This window comes from Buttiauxella izardii (genome assembly GCF_003601925.1).
Lineage (GTDB): Bacteria > Pseudomonadota > Gammaproteobacteria > Enterobacterales > Enterobacteriaceae > Buttiauxella > Buttiauxella izardii.
This window is the reverse complement of sequence record NZ_QZWH01000014.1, coordinates 13108-28936: the sequence shown is the minus strand read 5'-3', so window position 1 is coordinate 28936 and position 15829 is coordinate 13108. Positions and strand designations below refer to the sequence as shown.

The 15829-nt window shown below is 51.0% G+C and carries 14 protein-coding genes and 1 tRNA gene; 13 read left to right on the top strand and 2 right to left on the bottom strand.

Features of this window, described 5'->3' with window-relative positions; all coding sequences use genetic code 11:
* Positions 1 to 98: 98 nt before the first annotated feature.
* The 7 genes from D6029_RS08115 (at position 99) to D6029_RS08085 (ending at position 9364) form a co-directional block, all read left to right on the top strand.
* Positions 99 to 1103 (top strand): LacI family DNA-binding transcriptional regulator, encoded by a 1005-nt coding sequence (locus tag D6029_RS08115; protein ID WP_120064292.1) that lies wholly within the window; start codon positions 99 to 101, stop codon positions 1101 to 1103.
* A 145-nt stretch (positions 1104 to 1248) separates the two neighbouring features.
* The gene (gene nhaC, locus D6029_RS08110; RefSeq protein WP_120064291.1) at positions 1249 to 2715 is read left to right on the top strand and encodes a Na+/H+ antiporter NhaC; all 1467 of its coding nucleotides are present in this window, start codon (positions 1249 to 1251) and stop codon (positions 2713 to 2715) included.
* Entirely contained in the window at positions 2712 to 3893 is a 1182-nt protein-coding gene (locus D6029_RS08105) for a MalY/PatB family protein (protein WP_120064290.1), read from the top strand. The genes nhaC and D6029_RS08105 overlap by 4 nt, the downstream gene beginning before the upstream one ends.
* A 666-nt stretch (positions 3894 to 4559) precedes the next feature.
* A complete protein-coding gene (locus tag D6029_RS08100) occupies positions 4560 to 5921 on the top strand; it encodes an MFS transporter (protein WP_120064289.1) in 1362 nt (453 codons plus the stop codon).
* 13 nt (positions 5922 to 5934) lie between these two features.
* Positions 5935 to 6915, top strand: a complete 981-nt coding sequence (locus D6029_RS08095) for a PDR/VanB family oxidoreductase (protein ID WP_120064288.1) — start codon at positions 5935 to 5937, stop codon at positions 6913 to 6915.
* Between the two features lie 8 nt (positions 6916 to 6923).
* Complete coding sequence (locus D6029_RS08090; RefSeq protein WP_208642675.1) at positions 6924 to 8063, top strand: aromatic ring-hydroxylating dioxygenase subunit alpha; 1140 nt, start codon at positions 6924 to 6926, stop codon at positions 8061 to 8063.
* 44 nt (positions 8064 to 8107) lie between these two features.
* Positions 8108 to 9364, top strand: coding sequence for a gallate dioxygenase (locus tag D6029_RS08085; protein ID WP_120064287.1), 1257 nt, complete (start codon positions 8108 to 8110; stop codon positions 9362 to 9364).
* Here D6029_RS08085 and D6029_RS08080 read toward each other — a convergent pair.
* Positions 9340 to 10608 (bottom strand): LysR family transcriptional regulator, encoded by a 1269-nt coding sequence (locus D6029_RS08080; RefSeq protein WP_120064286.1) that lies wholly within the window; start codon positions 10606 to 10608, stop codon positions 9340 to 9342. The genes D6029_RS08085 and D6029_RS08080 overlap by 25 nt on opposite strands.
* 131 nt (positions 10609 to 10739) lie before the next feature.
* Here D6029_RS08080 and galB point away from each other — a divergent pair, with 131 nt between their 5' ends.
* The 4 genes from galB to D6029_RS08060 are packed head-to-tail and all read left to right on the top strand — an operon-like array spanning position 10740 to position 14163.
* Positions 10740 to 11480, top strand: a complete 741-nt coding sequence (galB, locus tag D6029_RS08075; RefSeq protein WP_120064285.1) for a 4-oxalmesaconate hydratase — start codon at positions 10740 to 10742, stop codon at positions 11478 to 11480.
* Positions 11477 to 12187 (top strand): 4-carboxy-4-hydroxy-2-oxoadipate aldolase/oxaloacetate decarboxylase, encoded by a 711-nt coding sequence (locus tag D6029_RS08070; protein ID WP_120064284.1) that lies wholly within the window; start codon positions 11477 to 11479, stop codon positions 12185 to 12187. The genes galB and D6029_RS08070 overlap by 4 nt, the downstream gene beginning before the upstream one ends.
* Before the next feature lies 1 nt (position 12188).
* The gene (locus D6029_RS08065) at positions 12189 to 13271 is read left to right on the top strand and encodes a 4-oxalomesaconate tautomerase (protein ID WP_120064283.1); all 1083 of its coding nucleotides are present in this window, start codon (positions 12189 to 12191) and stop codon (positions 13269 to 13271) included.
* Between the two features lie 13 nt (positions 13272 to 13284).
* Positions 13285 to 14163, top strand: a complete 879-nt coding sequence (locus D6029_RS08060) for an NAD(P)-dependent oxidoreductase (RefSeq protein ID WP_120064282.1) — start codon at positions 13285 to 13287, stop codon at positions 14161 to 14163.
* Positions 14164 to 14445: 282 nt separating this feature from the next.
* On the opposite strand, the gene D6029_RS08055 is transcribed toward D6029_RS08060, so the two are convergent.
* Positions 14446 to 14522 (bottom strand) — tRNA-Arg (locus D6029_RS08055).
* 187 nt (positions 14523 to 14709) lie between these two features.
* On the opposite strand from D6029_RS08055, the gene folD reads away from it, so the two are divergent.
* Together folD and ybcJ are read left to right on the top strand one after the other, a co-directional pair.
* Positions 14710 to 15576, top strand: coding sequence for a bifunctional methylenetetrahydrofolate dehydrogenase/methenyltetrahydrofolate cyclohydrolase FolD (folD, locus tag D6029_RS08050; RefSeq protein ID WP_120064281.1), 867 nt, complete (start codon positions 14710 to 14712; stop codon positions 15574 to 15576).
* A gap of 1 nt (position 15577) precedes the next feature.
* Positions 15578 to 15790, top strand: a complete 213-nt coding sequence (gene ybcJ, locus D6029_RS08045; protein WP_034493931.1) for a ribosome-associated protein YbcJ — start codon at positions 15578 to 15580, stop codon at positions 15788 to 15790.
* The last annotated feature ends 39 nt before the right edge of the window (positions 15791 to 15829 follow it).

Here is a 15829-nt window from a genome sequence, read left to right as displayed (position 1 = left end):
CATCTGATAAAGGTAGTTCAGTTTAGTGATATGCTCGGCGGGGTTCTGGGTTGTTGTTCACGAAGAATTTATGTTCCTCATCTCAATACAGTGAATATATGGCGACAATGAAAGAGGTGGCGCTGTTGGCGGGTGTTTCAACGGCGACAGTATCCCGAGTGATTAATCAAACTTCATACGTGGAACCTGTTACGCAGGAGCGTGTGGAAAAAGCGATGCGCGAATTAAACTATCGGCGCAATGCCGCTGCACTGGCGCTCGCCAAACGCAGCGGCAACATGCTGGGTTTGTTAACGGGTAATCTTGCCGATCCGTTCTTTGCACGACTTGCCCGGGGTGTTGAAGAGGTTGCCCGTCATCAGGGGTATCGCTTGATGGTTTGCAGTGGTGGGCATCAGGCTGAACTGGAAAAGTCAGGTTTAGACTTTTTGATTAACCAGGGCTGCGAAGCCATTGTTGTACATGCGACTCGTCTGCCAGATCAGGATTTAATTCGCTACAGCGCTCACACCCCCGCCATGATTGTCGTTAACCGCTACATTCCTTCCATTGCACCGCGCTGTGTCTGGCTCGATAACCAAAGTGCCGCTCACAAGGCGACACGGCATCTGTTGGAAAATGGTCATCGTTGCATTGCATGTATTACCTCGGATCTCCCTATTGATGACCGTCGGCAGCGGCTGGAGGGATATCGTGCAGCGCTGGCTGAATATGGCATTACACCAGACAAACGTTGGATTATTAGCGTGCCGTTTAACGAAGAGGGCGGGGAAACGGCCGCGCAAAAATTGCTGGATAGCGGCATACCGTTTACGGCGGCATTTACCTTTAATGATGTGATGGCGGCTGGCATGATGCGTGCCCTTCATCAGCGTGGTATTCAGCTTCCAAAGCAATTGTCGCTGGTGGGGTTTGATGATGTTGTGTTGGCACGTTATCTGTTCCCGGCGTTAACCACCATGCACTATCCGGTTGAGCGCATGGCCCGGCGTGCGGCGCTGCTCGCCATCCAGTTGTATCAGCAAGAAACACCTCCACCGCGCTCTTTACGCTTTGATGCTGAGCTTATTGAACGAGATTCGGTGATACAAAATCAGCCGTGAAACTGGATCGTCAATGGCTTTTATGTGACATACGTCATAATTATAAATCCCATGTATGCGGTTACATGACAGCATCCCGCCCATCACATTTGCATTTCGCTGTTCCTTTTACTCTTAGCCAACCAACAATACCTGGAACACATTTATGAAAGCGAATGAACAACACAGTGAGAAAAAAACGCTCTCTTTTGGACTGGCTTTACTTCCTATCGTCATGATGCTGCTGTTGCTTATCGTCGGTTATGGACTGATGGGCTTGCGCATTGAACCACTGCTTCTCTGTTCTGCGGCCATTGCCGCAGGTCTGGCTTACTGGCAGGGATATAGCTGGGACGATGTGATTAACTCCATCGTGGCAAAACTGGCGAAAGCGATGCCGGTCATTATGATTTTGATTTGCGTCGGGGGGCTTATCAGTACCTGGATGTTCAGCGGCACCATTCCTTATATGGTCTATTGGGGGCTTAAGCTCATTAGCCCGCAATACATTTTGATTGCAGCATTTTTCCTGACCAGCGTGGTTTCGGTGTGTACCGGGACGTCATGGGGATCGGCGGGAACCGTGGGCGTGGCGCTGATGGGCGTGGCATCCGGGCTTGATGTTCCGTTGGCTGCGGCTGCCGGGGCCGTTGTTTCCGGTGCTTATTTCGGCGATAAAATTTCGCCGCTTTCAGATTCCACCAACTTTGCGGCAATTGTTGCGGATACCACGCTGTTCGAGCATATCCAGCATTTGATGTACACCACCATTCCGAGCTTCATTCTTGCCGCGATTGTTTACCTTGTGGCGGGCCACAGCAGCATGATGGGTGAGGTTGCTACTCCGCAGCGTGTGACCGACATTATTGGTGCGTTAGATAGCTTGTATCATTTCCATATCGTTTTGATTTTGCCGCCGATTATTGTGCTTTGGGGTGCCATCAGCAAAAAGCCGGTAATTCCATTGATGCTGATTGCCTGCGTACTGGCGATCGTTCTGGGGATCTGGCTGCAAGGTTTAAGCCTCAAGCAGGGGCTGGATGCGTTCATGGACGGCTTTAACATCAGCATGTTCCCACAAGGGACGGAGGGGATGATCGCGGATGTTCCGCGCCTGCTTAATCGCGGTGGCTTATTCTCGATGATGAGCACTATTTTGCTGGTTTTCTGTGCCTTCTCTTTTGCCGGAGCATTAACACTGACCGGGGCACTCACCATCATTATCAATCGCTTACTGACGGTCATTCATAGCGTGGGCCAGCTGATCGCCGCCACTATCGGCACGACGATTCTGGTAACGGCAGCCACAAGCGACGGCAAACTGGCATTACTGGTTCCGGCGGAGCTGTATCAGGATGCTTATCGCCGCATGGGATTAGATACCAAAAACTTGTCCCGTACTATTGAGGATGCTGGCACCGTTATCGAACCGCTGATTCCATGGACAGCCGCTGGTGTGTATATGGCGACCACACTTGGCGTGAGCACGCTGGATTTATTGCCGTGGGCCGTTCAATGCTATGCCGCTATTTTCTTTGCTTTGATTTATGGCTTTACCGGTTTTGGGATTGCAAAGGCACCGGTTCAAGTTAATGCATCAGTAAAAAATTCAGAGCAGGGAGTCGCACGATGAAAACAAACTTTGACCAGGTGATTAATCGACACGCGTCAGGCTCGGTAAAATGGGATTTTATCGACCGCTATCAGAACATGGACACTGAAAACTTACTCCCGATGTGGGTTTCTGATTACGATTTTGCATGCCCCCCTAATGTGCTGGAAGCACTCCACAAACGTGTTGACCACGGTGTGTTTGGTTACAGCGAACGGGACGAAAAATACTACTCGGCGCTGACCGGCTGGTTTGAGCGCCGCCACCAACTTACGATTAAACCTGAATGGATTTGCAGTATTGAAGGCGTGGTGCCTGGGCTTTCTCTATTGGTGCAGATGCTGAGTCAGGCGGGGGATAACGTCGTTGTTCAGGGGCCGTATTACGGATCGTTTGCCAAAATAATCCAGCTTAATCAGCGAAAGCTACTCGAAAACCCGCTGCAAGAAGATGCGGCTGCGGGATATGTGATGGATCTCGCGCAGCTTGAAATGCTTTTTAGTGAATATCGCCCGCCACTGTTTATTTTGTGCAATCCCCACAATCCTACTGGGCGTTGCTGGAGTAAAGAAGAGTTAACGCGGCTTTTGGCGCTATGTGATAAGTACGATGTTACGGTGCTTTCAGACGAAATTTGGGCGGATTTACTGTTACCAGGCTCGACGTTTACATCGGTGCTGCATCTTGATTCTCACTGGCACTCAAGAGTGATTGCAGCCACATCTGCCAGTAAAACCTTTGGCCTTTCATCGCTGCGGATTTCAAATTTCCTGATTCCCAATTCAGGTTTAAAGGCGCGATTTATTGATCGCTTAAATGCCCATGGCCTTGATGTATTTAATGCGCTTTCAATGGCAGCGGCGACCGAAGCGTATAACGGTTCAGAGCAATGGCTAGATGAGCTTCTCGATTATCTTGCCGCTAACCGTGACTGGTTTGTTTCAAGGGTAGAACGTGATTTGCCATGGTTGCGAGTGGTTCCTGCGCAAGGCACATATTTGGTATGGATTGATTGCCGTGCACTGGGTTTAAGCGATGAGCAGTTAAAACATGTGATGACGGACATCGCCGGCATTGCGCCTTCAATGGGCAGCGGATTTGGCCCTTATGGCTCTGGTTTTATCCGTATCAATCTGGGGTGCCCGCGTAGCTATCTTGAACAAGCAATTAACGGGTTGTTGAGGATTGGTGCGCAGTAATTGTTGCCGTGAATTTCAGACATAAAAAAAGACGCCTTCGGGCGTCTTTTCTCTTCGAATCGAAATGGTACGCCCTACAGGGCTCGAACCTGTGAAGTCGTCAACTAAAATGGCCACCGCTTTAGAGTTTTTCCAGTATCGATTTTTCGTTTCGTTTGGTGGTAATCCGTCATTATATTCATGTGGCCTGAGCGCACTGCAATATGCCAGCAGTTACCACGACGGCTCATATTCTGTGCCAGTTTATCGACCCTGCAGAAGCAGAACCGCTGCCAGTGTAAGCACACCCGTTTTAGTTCCACGCACTTTTTGAGATTTCCGTATTCTCAGCCATCAACCAACCTGCTGCGTCGGTTATCCGCGATTCACTGAGTTAATCATGATTCACCGCAAAAACTATAATTCCTCTGTATGCAGGCCTCACGCCAGAGACTGGCTTCAACCATCTGATTTATTTGATTATACCTGGCATGTGCAACTCACTTTTTTATTATTGAAAATTGTTGTAAACCTCACAGTATAAATAAAACTCATATCTCTAAAATTTTTTCAGCCCACGAGCCTGACAGTGTTGCTTTACCTTAAAAAGACCCTACACGACAAACCGCCCAGTCCCTTCAAGTGGTGGTAATCGCAACACGATCATAAAAACAGGCGAACAACGTTATGAGTATTTCAAATAATGTAGACGTTAAAGCATGGATAGATTCACGGCCCATTACTGGCTATCAATGGCTGGTTGTGGCGGCAGGGTTGCTGATCATCATGTTTGACGGCTATGACACCGCAATCATGGGCTTTATTGTGCCGGAACTGTTGGCGAAGTGGGGTTTGAGCCGTGCTGAGATAGGCCCTGTCCTCGGTTGTGCCATGTTTGGCGTGGCGCTTGGAGCGCTGATCACGGGGCCTCTGGCTGATCGCTATGGGCGCAAACGTTTGTTGCTGCTTTCCGTTGCTGTTTTTGCACTTTTTAGCCTGCTGTCGGCATTTTCCTCCTCCCCACAAGAACTGGCGTTGATGCGTTTTATCACAGGTCTTGGGCTTGGTGCGGCTATGCCAAATTGTGTCACGCTGATCGCTGAATATATTCCTGCTCGTCGTCAGGGGGTGATGATCACCTTAATGTACAGCGGATTCAGTATCGGCTCTGGCATTGCAGGTTTCATTGCGGCCTGGATGATACCGGCATGGGGCTGGGAATCTGTGCTGATCTTTGGCGGCATTGTCCCGCTGGTGCTTTTACCATTGCTGCTGTGGTTCTTGCCGGAATCCCCTATGTTTATGGTGGCTCGTCATTTCCCATCAGAAAAAATCGCGGCCACTTTGCAGCGCATGGGCGGGGCGTTCACCGCAGAAACGCAGTTTTTCCTGATTAACCCCGTCGTAGAAAAATCATCACGCGTAAAACAACTGTTCACGCCGAGCTATGCGTGGGGCACGGTTGTGTTGTGGCTGACCTATTTCATGGGGCTGTTTGTGATTTACATGCTCAATGGCTGGTTGCCAACGGTGCTGCGTGACGGCGGAATTAACCTGCAACATGCCGCGATAATTACGGGTGTCTTCCAGCTTGGTGGTATTGGCGGCGGCATCATTGTGGGCTCGCTGATGGATCGCATGTCGCGTAAGAAAGTGATAGGCGCATTTTATCTGCTCGGTAGTCTCAGTTTATTAACGCTGGGTATGTTCAATTTTTCCCCGTTGATGCTCGGCTTGTTCGTGTTTATCAGTGGCGTATGTATTAACGGTGCGCAGACTGGCATGCAGGCCTTTGCGCCAGCGTTCTACCCAACGGGTATTCGCGCTACGGGTGTTAGTTGGATGCATGGAATAGGTCGTACCGGGGCAATTCTCAGCACCACGACGGGTGGTTTGCTTATCGGTCTGTTTGCCGGGCCTGGCGCTATCTTTTACATTCTCGCGCTACCGGCGTTGTTAGCAATGTTGGTGGTGATTAATCATCGTGATGGCCGTGCGCAAACCGTAAGCGGAAGTGATTTCGCGGTAGTGACCCGTGAAATGAAATAAGCGGAGAAACGAGATGGCATTTAAACAAATAGAAGTGGAGGTGGTTGCGGTTCGTGAGCTCACTCCCTCCATCCGTGAGTATCAGCTGGCGACACCAGACAAAACGCCGCTGCCGGAATACACAGCAGGCGCGCATATCACTCTGTTTCTTGATAATCATGAAGGCGGCCTGTTTGTCCGGCATTACTCTTTGCTCGGTGGTGATGGTATCAGTGACGATGCCCGTCATCTTTACCGCATTGCTGTTCAGCGGGAGCCACAGGGAACGGTCTCCTGCTGGATACATCAGCATTTGCTACCTGGCTGCCGGCTTCGTGTTTCGGTGCCCGTAAATGCTTTCGCACTGGAAAGAACCACACAGCCGGTATTGTTGATTGCCGGAGGCATAGGCATCACGCCGATATTTTCGATGATGCGCAGCCTGATGAAACGTCAGAAGCCATTCTCATTGCTTTACTGCGGGCGTACCGCGGCATCAATGGCTTTTCACAATGACATCTCCAGCCTGATCCCTGGCCGTGTGCGTTTTCATTACAGCCAAAAAGCCGAGCGAATTAATTTGCATGCACTGCTGGGAACGCTGGCACCAGAGACAGCCCTCTATATTTGCGGCCCTTCATCGTTGATTGACGGCGTATGCGCCGCGGCTCGTGAACGCAATTTCCCGCAAGAGAATTTGCATTATGAATGTTTTGCACCAGCGGTAATGTCAGAAAACCAGCCATTTGAGGTTGAGCTTAAACGCTCTGGTCGCATCATTCCGATTGCCCGCAATACCAGCATTCTTGATGCGCTGAATGCCGCAAAAGTGGATGTGCTTTGGGATTGTCGCCGGGGTGAGTGCGGGCTTTGTGAGCAAACGGTGATTTCTGCCGATGGGCCGCTGGTGCACCAGGATCAATACCTCAGCGAAGAGGAAAAACAGTCTGGTGAGTCAATGTGTATCTGTGTCTCACGGTTACGCGGAAAACGTTTAGTGCTTGATTTGCAATAGGGTAAATTATGAATCATTCATTTGATATGGTTATTGATCATCCAAGACATCCCTTTGAGGATGATACTTTTGGCACGGGTGGATTCGCTGATCACAGCACGCCGCTTATCCGTAATTGTTGGTATGTTGCAGCACTCAGTAATGAAGTTTCTCGCGAGATAATCAGCCGCCGCTTTCTGGGGACGGATGTTGCGCTTTACCGCACTCTTGCGGGTGAACCTGTGGCGGTACGTAACCGCTGTCCACACCGTTCGTTTCCGCTGGCAAAAGGCAAACTGGATGGTGACACGCTGGTCTGCGGTTACCATGGGATGCAGTTCAATACGAGCGGGCGTTGCGTCAATTTACCGTCGATGGCCAACGTGCCGGGCAATGCGCAGGTGCGAACTTTCGAAGTTGTAGAACGGGCACCGCTGATTTGGATCTGGATGGGTGACCCCGACAGCGCCGACCCCGCGACTATTCCTGACACGCATTGGTTGAGTAGCCCGGAGTGGAAAAGTGTTAATGGCCAGTTCAGCTTTAAATCTGACTACATTTCCATGCACGAAAACTTGCTCGATCAGACGCATTTCCCGTTCTTGCATCCTGGTGCGATAGGCACACCGGAATATGCCCGTTCGAAGCTGAAAGTGCGGCAGGAAGGGAATGTAGTCATTATTGACCGCGTATTGAAAAACTCGCCGCCGCCAGGGGTCTATGCCATTCCAACCGGGTTAACGGGAATACCGGTTGATCGTTATTCAGAAGCTCGTTTCCAGTCGCCCGCTATGCACGTTGCCTTTGCCCGTATCGTTGATACCTCGCAAGGCGCGGGCCGGGACATCACTTACCGCTTTAACATTTCGCACATTTTCACCCCGGAAACCAATGGCAGCATTCATTACTGGTGGTTCTGTACGCGTGATTTTGACCTACAAAACACCGCCACTGATGAGCACTTGTATGTTTCGTCAGCCAAGGCTTATACCGAAGATGTCGACGCGCTTGAGTGGATACTCGACGTTGTTCGCAAGGACAGTGAACCGCAGTTCGATCTTAACTTTGCACCGGACCGCCCGGGATTGATGATGCGCCGCATCCTGCATGATTTAGCGGTGGCTGAAGCAGGGGTTGCGCCAGATTGCATGCAGCAGTGCCAAAAATAATCTAATAAAAACATCCTAATTTAACGATACGTGGAGTAGACATCATGGCAAAAATTATTGGCGGACTAGCCGTTTCACATACGCCAACCATCGGCTTCGCGGTCGACCACAACAAACAAAAAGAGCAGGCATGGGAGCCTATATTCTCAAGTTTTGAGCCGATGCAGCGTTGGCTTGCAGAGAAAAAACCAGATGTGCTGCTGTATGTGTTTAACGACCATGTCACGTCGTTTTTCTTCGACCATTACTCCACTTTCGCGCTGGGAATCGACGACGAATATCAGGTTGCGGATGAAGGCGGCGGCCCTCGTGATTTACCTTCGGTAAAAGGCCATGCGGCACTCTCACGCCATATAGGCACCAGCCTGATGAGCGATGAGTTTGATATGAGCTTCTTTATGAATAAGCCGCTCGATCATGGTCTCTTCTCACCATTGTCAGCGCTGTTACCTTCGCAGGGTGGTTGGCCGACGCAAGTGGTGCCGCTGCAAATAGGTGTGCTGCAATTTCCTATCCCCAGCGCTCGCCGCTGTTACAAGCTTGGCCAGGCTTTGCGTAGAGCAATTGAAAGTTTCCCGGAAGATCTTACTGTGGCGCTGGTGGCAACAGGCGGGTTGTCGCATCAGGTACACGGTGAACGTTGCGGATTTAATAATCCTGACTGGGATGCCCAGTTTGTTGATGCGCTGGCAAACGATCCTGAAAGCCTGGCACAAATGACCGTGGCGGAATATGCCCAGTTAGGCGGAATGGAAGGAGCGGAAGTGATTATGTGGCTGGTGATGCGTGGCGCATTGTCGGCAAACGTGACGGTAACGCACCAGTCTTATTATTTGCCGTCAATGACCGGTATCGCGACGCTGATTCTGGAAAACCATGCCCGTACCTTACCCATCGATACTGCCGCCCGCCATCGTGCTCACATTGCTCAGGAACTGGCGGGAGTGGAGCAACTGGAAGGCACCTATCCCTTTACGCATCAACGCAGCCTGGACGCGCTGCGCCTGAACCGCTTCTTACACAAATTGGTCCAGCCGGAATGGCGTGCCCGTTATCGCCAGCAGCCGGAACAACTCTACCAGCAAGAAGGGCTTACCGACCAGGAACAGCAGATGTTGCGAGACCGCGACTGGCGCAAACTGATTCAGTATGGTGCGAGCTTCTTCCTGCTGGAAAAATTCGGTGCCGTTACGGGCGTTTCAAACCTGCATATATATGCCGCGATGCGTGGTATGTCACTGGATGATTTTCAGAAAACGCGAAATCAGCAGGTGATTTACTCCGTTGCAGGGAAAGAGTAACCCTCGGTTTCCTGCTGTGCAGGCTGGTATTTACCCACCACGTCACGGATGGCCTGCAACAACGCCTGCGCGGCAGGAGAATGCAGCGCCCCCTGGCGCCAGGTTAGCCCAATGGCACGGTGAGTATTCGGTAGCTCGATCGGCAATTTTACCAGTACGTCAGCTGCCAGCTCATACTCAAGCTGGTGGCTGGAGATCGCCGTTATCATCTCCGAATTCAGCAACAAATTACGTGCAATTGCCAGATCACCTGTTTCCACTAGTGGCTGGGGTTCAGCAATTCCCAATTGTCCAAATGCCTGGCTCAACAGTTTGCGGGCTGGCGTGGCTGCGCGTGGCAAAATCCATTGTGCCGCAGCCAGTTGTTGCATGCTGACGGTACCCCGAGATAACGGATGATCGCGTCGGGCAAGAATAACCATCTCTTCGGTAAACAACGCTTCGTTGGTGATGTCCGCCACACCATCGCGCAGCGCCCCAAAAATAAAATCGACATTGCCTGCACGTAATTCCGAAATCAGCGCTGTGAATGCGCTTTCATTGGTTATCACGTTCACGCCCGGATAGCGCGACAGCAGGCTGAGAATAGCTTCTGGTAGCAAACGCGTACGGCCTAGCGGCAGCGCTCCAATATGTACAGTGCCGCGTAAAATCCCCCGGCGGGCGGCAATATCTGCTGGAATATGGCGTAATTCATTCAATGTCCGACTGATATTACTGGCAATTTCCTGCCCTCCGCGCGTTGGCATCATTCCTTTTGGCGTGCGCTGGAACAGCGCTAAACCCGCGCCTTTTTCCAGTATTTTCAACGCAGCACTGACGGCAGGCTGGCTGACATGAAACATGTCAGCCACTGTCTGGGTGTGATGCACCTGAAACAGTGCCATAAAGACTTCAAGACGACGGGTGTTATACAGCCAGATGGGTTCGGCAGGTTCACGTCCGGCGATCTCTTTCCCCCTGACGTTGGCGATAATTTTCGGAATAGCGCACAGCTCATCAATAGCTTGTCGTGCGCGCGGCAAAATACATTTTCCAAATTCGGTTAATAACATTCCGCTGGCATGCCGCTCGAATAATTTTAACGACAAACTGTGTTCTAAATCACGAATTGAACGGGTGATTGCGGATTGTGTGCGAAATAAATTATCCGCCGCGCGGGAAACGGTACCGTGAGCCGCAACCTGACAGAAGGCTCTGATTTGCATGATATTAATCATTTCACAGGAGAGGGTTTTTTTCATGCTTTCGCCATTTATCCAGAGCCGATGAATAAACAACATAAATAAAAATCATACCTCAGGCAATTAAACTGATTACCCGCCCTGAATAACGCATGACAGTATTTACTCATACGCACAACAAGGAACCCAACATGACAAATAATACAGCAACAAAAACGGGGTTAGTGGTCAGCGCACATTCAGCAGACTTCGTCTGGCGAGCAGGCGGTGCCATCGCATTACACACGTCGCGCGGTTACAACATGCATGTTGTGTGTCTCTCTTTTGGCGAACGCGGTGAATCGGCAAAGCTATGGCGTAAAGGTGAGATGACGGAAGAAAACGTCAAAGCCGTACGCAAAGAAGAAGCGATGGCGGCAGCGGATGTGTTGGGGGCCAGCATTGAATTTTTTGATATGGGCGATTACCCACTGCGCGCGGATAAAGACTCGTTATTCCGCCTGGCAGATGTTTACCGCCGTGTTCAGCCACACTTTGTTCTAAGCCATTCACTGCACGATCCTTATAACTACGACCACCCGCTGGCAACGCATTTGGCGCAGGAAGCACGCATTATCGCCCAGGCTGAAGGTTATCACCCAGGTGAGCCTATTATCGGCGCGCCGCCAGTTTACTGTTTTGAACCGCACCAACCCGAGCAGTGCAACTGGAAGCCTGATGTGCTGCTGGACATTACCTCTGTGTGGGAGAAAAAGTATCAGGCTATTCAATGCATGGCGGGCCAGGAGCATCTTTGGGAATACTACACGCGTGTCGCTTTACAGCGCGGACTCCAGGCAAAACGTAACATCGGTATTACTGCGGCGAAAACGCTCACTCATGCCGAAGGGTTCCAGAGCATCTTCCCGCGCGTGACGGAGGATTTGTCATGAACCTGATTAATAAAAGTGGTCTTGTGGTGCGCAATATTCCACGCAGTGATGTTTCCCAGTTTGAGTTATGGCGCAGATTGGGTGTCGCGACAGTACATGAAGCGCAAGGTCGCAAAGGGCTACTGGATAGCGCTATCCGCCCTGTTCAGCAAGGGAAAGCTATCGCGGGGAATGCGGTCACTGTGCTGGTAACACCTGGTGATAACTGGATGTTCCATGTGGCTGTCGAGCAATGTCGCCCCGGTGATGTGCTGGTTGTTGCGCCAACCTCACCTTGCCGCGATGGTTTCTTTGGCGACTTACTGGCAACGTCGCTGAAAGCGCGCGGTGTCGTCGGGCTGATTGGCGATATTGGCATCCGGGATAGTCATATATTACGTGAGATGGATTTCCGCGTTTGGTCCCGGGCCGTCTGTGCCCAGGGAACGGTGAAAGAAACGCTCGGTTCGGTGAATGTGCCCATTCTTTGTGCCGGTCAGGTGATTTATCCAGGCGATGTCGTTGTCGCAGATGATGACGGCGTCGTGGTGGTGCCATTTATCGATGCCTTGCCAGTGCTGGAAAATGCACTCAAACGTGAAACCTTGGAAGAAGGCAAACGCCAGCGCCTGGCTGACGGTGAGTTAGGATTGGATATTTATCATATGCGCCAACGGCTAGCGGAAAAGGGCCTTCGCTACATCGATACTCTTGATGAGTTGAATTGAAATGAAACAGCGCAAAATCCCTTGTTTGTATATGCGCGGAGGCACATCGAAAGCGGCCTGTTTTCTGGCTTCCGATTTACCCAATGATCCGGCAGTCCGCGATAGCGTGTTATTAGCTGTGATGGGATCACCGGACCCTCGGCAAATTGATGGCCTTGGCGGTGCCGATCCCTTGACCAGCAAAATAGCAATTATTCAGCCATCTTCACGCGAAGGCGTGGATGTTGATTATCTGTTTGCTCAAGTGAATGTGAATACCGCGGTTGTGGATTATGGGCAGAACTGCGGCAACATCCTCGCAGCGGTAGGGCCATTTGCCATTGAACGCGGGCTTATCGCGCCACAGGAAGGGAACACACAAGTCAGTATCTACATGGAAAACACCGGGCAAATTGCCCGCGCAATTATCCCAACTACAACCGAAGGCGTGGAATATGAGGGGGAATTACGCATAGATGGTGTTCCTGGTAGTGCTGCGGAAATTGTTCTGAAGTTCCAGGATATTGCAGGTTCAAGCTGCGGTGCGTTACTGCCCACTGGCAATGCCCAGGATTACGTCGACGGCATTTCTGTTACCTGTATTGATAACGGCATGCCCGTGATACTGATGCGTGCTAAAGATCTGCAACGCAGCGGTTATGAAAGTCGTGAAGCGCTGGATGACGATTCAGAACTGAAAAAAAAGATTGAGTCCATTCGCTTGCAGATGGGGCCAAAAATGCATCTTGGTGATGTCACTCACCGCACCGTTCCGAAAATGACATTACTGGCAGAGCCGCGCAACGGCGGCGCTATCTCCAGCCGTACTTTTATACCGCATCGTTGCCATGCGTCAGTGGGTGTGCTCGGTGCAGTCAGTATTGCTACTGCTTGCCTTATTCCCAACACCGTCGCTGAAGGAGTGGCGCGAATCAGCGATAGCTCATCACAGCGCGTCAGTGTTGAACATCCCACTGGAGAATTCAGCGTGTTGTTGCAGCTTGAAGGGCAACATATTGCGGGTTGCGGTCTGCTGCGTACTGCCCGCCTGATTTTTGAAGGGCAAGTGGCTATCTTAGGCACGATCTGGCCTCAGGACATGTAATAAGGAAAACAGTATGGCGAACATCACAGTTATTGGTTTCGGCGAGGCAGGAACGATTTTCGCCAGCGAACTGGTGAAATACCACCAGGTGACAGTTTGGGACAGTAAACTGATTGGTGATGCAGGCGAGGCGATGCGCAATAAAGCCCGCATCTGTGGTGTACACGCGGCAGGTTCCTTGGCCGAAGCGCTGGAAAATGCTGAGTGGATTTTTTCCCTGGTGACGGCGGGAAACTCGCTCAATCTGGTGCTTGATTGCCAGCCATTACTGCACAAGGGGCAGTCTTTTCTGGATTGTAATTCTGTTGCGCCGGGCACAAAGCGGCAGGCTGCCGAAGGTTGTCTTGGGCGTGCAAACTATGTCGATGTGGCAGTGATGGCACCTGTTCCACCGAAACGCGCCGCGACACCACTGCTAATTGGCGGTGAAACTGCGCTACAAACCGTGCAGTTTTTACAACAATCAGGGCTCAATGCAAGCTTTGGCAGTAATCAAGTGGGTGATGTATCAGCGATTAAAATGTGCCGCAGTGTGATGATAAAAGGGCTGGAGGCATTAACCACTGAATGCCTGCTTGCAGCTCGACATTACGGCGTCGAAGACGAAGTCTTAGCCTCGCTGCACGCCAGTTTTCCTTCGCTGGGCTGGGACGGAGATTTCCCTCACTACATGATAAGCCGGGTGGCAGAACATGGTGTTCGACGTGCCGAGGAAATACGAGAAGTGGTGAAAATGATTGAAGACGCGGGCCTTCCAGCCAGTATGTGCATTGGCACAATAGCCACGCAACAGAGGTTACCAGAAAGAATGACACAACGAGGCGTAGTATGGGAAACCCTTCAACCTTTTGACTGGAAACAAACTGCAGATGATTTGTTCCTGCGTCGTTAGTCAGGGAAGTCTGGTGACAATAATTTAGACATGGACGTTTTACGATTTCCACACATGACAACGATAAAGGCCTTAGAAATGTCTATTAATGCGGTGACGTTTCAGTTGGTACAGGATTTCATTGAACGGGGATGTACCATCGCATAGACCAACAGATACCACTTGATATGGGTAGATGTAGGTAGACTCTGAGAGAGTTTCCACGCGCTAAAATTAGCCAAGTCACTGAATTTCAGACATAAAAAAAGACGCCTTCGGGCGTCTTTTCTCTTCGAATCGAAATGGTACGCCCTACAGGGCTCGAACCTGTGACCTACGGCTTAGAAGGCCGTTGCTCTATCCAACTGAGCTAAGGGCGCACTGTATTCCTTTCGGAAGCATTGCGGACTCGGATTATACGGTCAGTGCCTTTGGAGTCAATGGCTTTTCAATCACCTGCCGGACATTTGAGCATAAAGGCTTAACAATGCCTGACAGCGAGCCTGGCTTCTGACAAAATAGAAACAATCCCCCTCCTTTTTGATTACAGACGGAATCCTCTGACTGATGGCAGCAAAGATTATTGACGGTAAAACGATTGCGCAGCAGGTACGGCTTGAAGTTGCTGAAAAAGTGAAAGCCCGAATTGCCGCTGGAAAACGTGCCCCAGGACTCGCCGTTGTGCTGGTTGGCGAGAACCCGGCATCGCAAATTTATGTGGGCAGCAAACGTAAGGCGTGTGAGGAAGTGGGCTTTATTTCCCGCTCTTACGATTTGCCTGTCACGACATCTGAAGCAGAGCTGCTGGAGCTGATTGACACGCTCAACGCAGATAATGAAATCGACGGTATCCTGGTGCAGTTGCCGCTGCCTGCGGGTATCGACAACGTGAAAGTTCTGGAGCGTATTGACCCGGATAAAGACGTTGATGGTTTCCACCCGTATAACGTAGGCCGCCTGTGCCAACGTGCGCCGCGTCTGCGCCCTTGTACGCCGCGTGGCATCGTGACGCTGCTTGAGCGTTACGGTATTGATACTTACGGCCTGAACGCCGTGGTGATTGGCGCATCCAACATTGTTGGCCGCCCGATGAGCATGGAACTTCTGCTGGCCGGTTGCACTACCACCGTTACGCACCGCTTCACCAAAAACCTGCGTCAACACGTCGAGAACGCCGATTTAGTTATCGTTGCCGTCGGCAAACCTGGCTTTATTCCAGGCGAGTGGATCAAGGAAGGGGCGATTGTCGTGGACGTCGGAATTAACCGTCTTGAGAGTGGTAAAGTGGTCGGCGACGTAAATTATGATGAAGCCGCAGTCAAAGCCTCGTATATTACGCCGGTTCCGGGTGGCGTTGGCCCAATGACCGTCGCCACTCTTATCCAGAATACCTTGCAGGCTTGCGAGGAATATCATGATGTCGATGGAGAGTAATATGACGACCTTCTCATTAGGTAAACACCCACACGTTGAATTATGCGATTTGCTGAAGCTGGAAGGCTGGTGTGAAAGCGGCGCACAGGCGAAAGCGGTGATTGCCGAAGGTCTGGTGAAAGTTGACGGTGTTGTTGAAACCCGTAAACGCTGCAAAATTGTTGCTGGTCAGACGGTGGTTTTTGAAAGTCTGAGCATTACAGTTCAAGCGTAATTTCATCCCGAAAGCGGCCCTTCCTGGGCCGTTTCTTTT

What these genes read in the sequence shown, in the direction of transcription:
- D6029_RS08085 (WP_120064287.1), top strand. Translation starts at nt 8,108, where the DNA reads ATGGCAAAAATTATTGGCGGACTAGCCGTTTCACATACGCCAACCATC.
- D6029_RS08100 (WP_120064289.1), top strand. Translation starts at nt 4,560, where the DNA reads ATGAGTATTTCAAATAATGTAGACGTTAAAGCATGGATAGATTCACGG.
- D6029_RS08105 (WP_120064290.1), top strand. Translation starts at nt 2,712, where the DNA reads ATGAAAACAAACTTTGACCAGGTGATTAATCGACACGCGTCAGGCTCG.
- D6029_RS08080 (WP_120064286.1), bottom strand. Translation starts at nt 10,608, where the DNA reads ATGAAAAAAACCCTCTCCTGTGAAATGATTAATATCATGCAAATCAGA.
- galB (WP_120064285.1), top strand. Translation starts at nt 10,740, where the DNA reads ATGACAAATAATACAGCAACAAAAACGGGGTTAGTGGTCAGCGCACAT.
- D6029_RS08060 (WP_120064282.1), top strand. Translation starts at nt 13,285, where the DNA reads ATGGCGAACATCACAGTTATTGGTTTCGGCGAGGCAGGAACGATTTTC.
- ybcJ (WP_034493931.1), top strand. Translation starts at nt 15,578, where the DNA reads ATGACGACCTTCTCATTAGGTAAACACCCACACGTTGAATTATGCGAT.
- folD (WP_120064281.1), top strand. Translation starts at nt 14,710, where the DNA reads ATGGCAGCAAAGATTATTGACGGTAAAACGATTGCGCAGCAGGTACGG.
- D6029_RS08115 (WP_120064292.1), top strand. Translation starts at nt 99, where the DNA reads ATGGCGACAATGAAAGAGGTGGCGCTGTTGGCGGGTGTTTCAACGGCG.
- D6029_RS08070 (WP_120064284.1), top strand. Translation starts at nt 11,477, where the DNA reads ATGAACCTGATTAATAAAAGTGGTCTTGTGGTGCGCAATATTCCACGC.
- D6029_RS08095 (WP_120064288.1), top strand. Translation starts at nt 5,935, where the DNA reads ATGGCATTTAAACAAATAGAAGTGGAGGTGGTTGCGGTTCGTGAGCTC.
- nhaC (WP_120064291.1), top strand. Translation starts at nt 1,249, where the DNA reads ATGAAAGCGAATGAACAACACAGTGAGAAAAAAACGCTCTCTTTTGGA.
- D6029_RS08065 (WP_120064283.1), top strand. Translation starts at nt 12,189, where the DNA reads ATGAAACAGCGCAAAATCCCTTGTTTGTATATGCGCGGAGGCACATCG.
- D6029_RS08090 (WP_208642675.1), top strand. Translation starts at nt 6,924, where the DNA reads ATGAATCATTCATTTGATATGGTTATTGATCATCCAAGACATCCCTTT.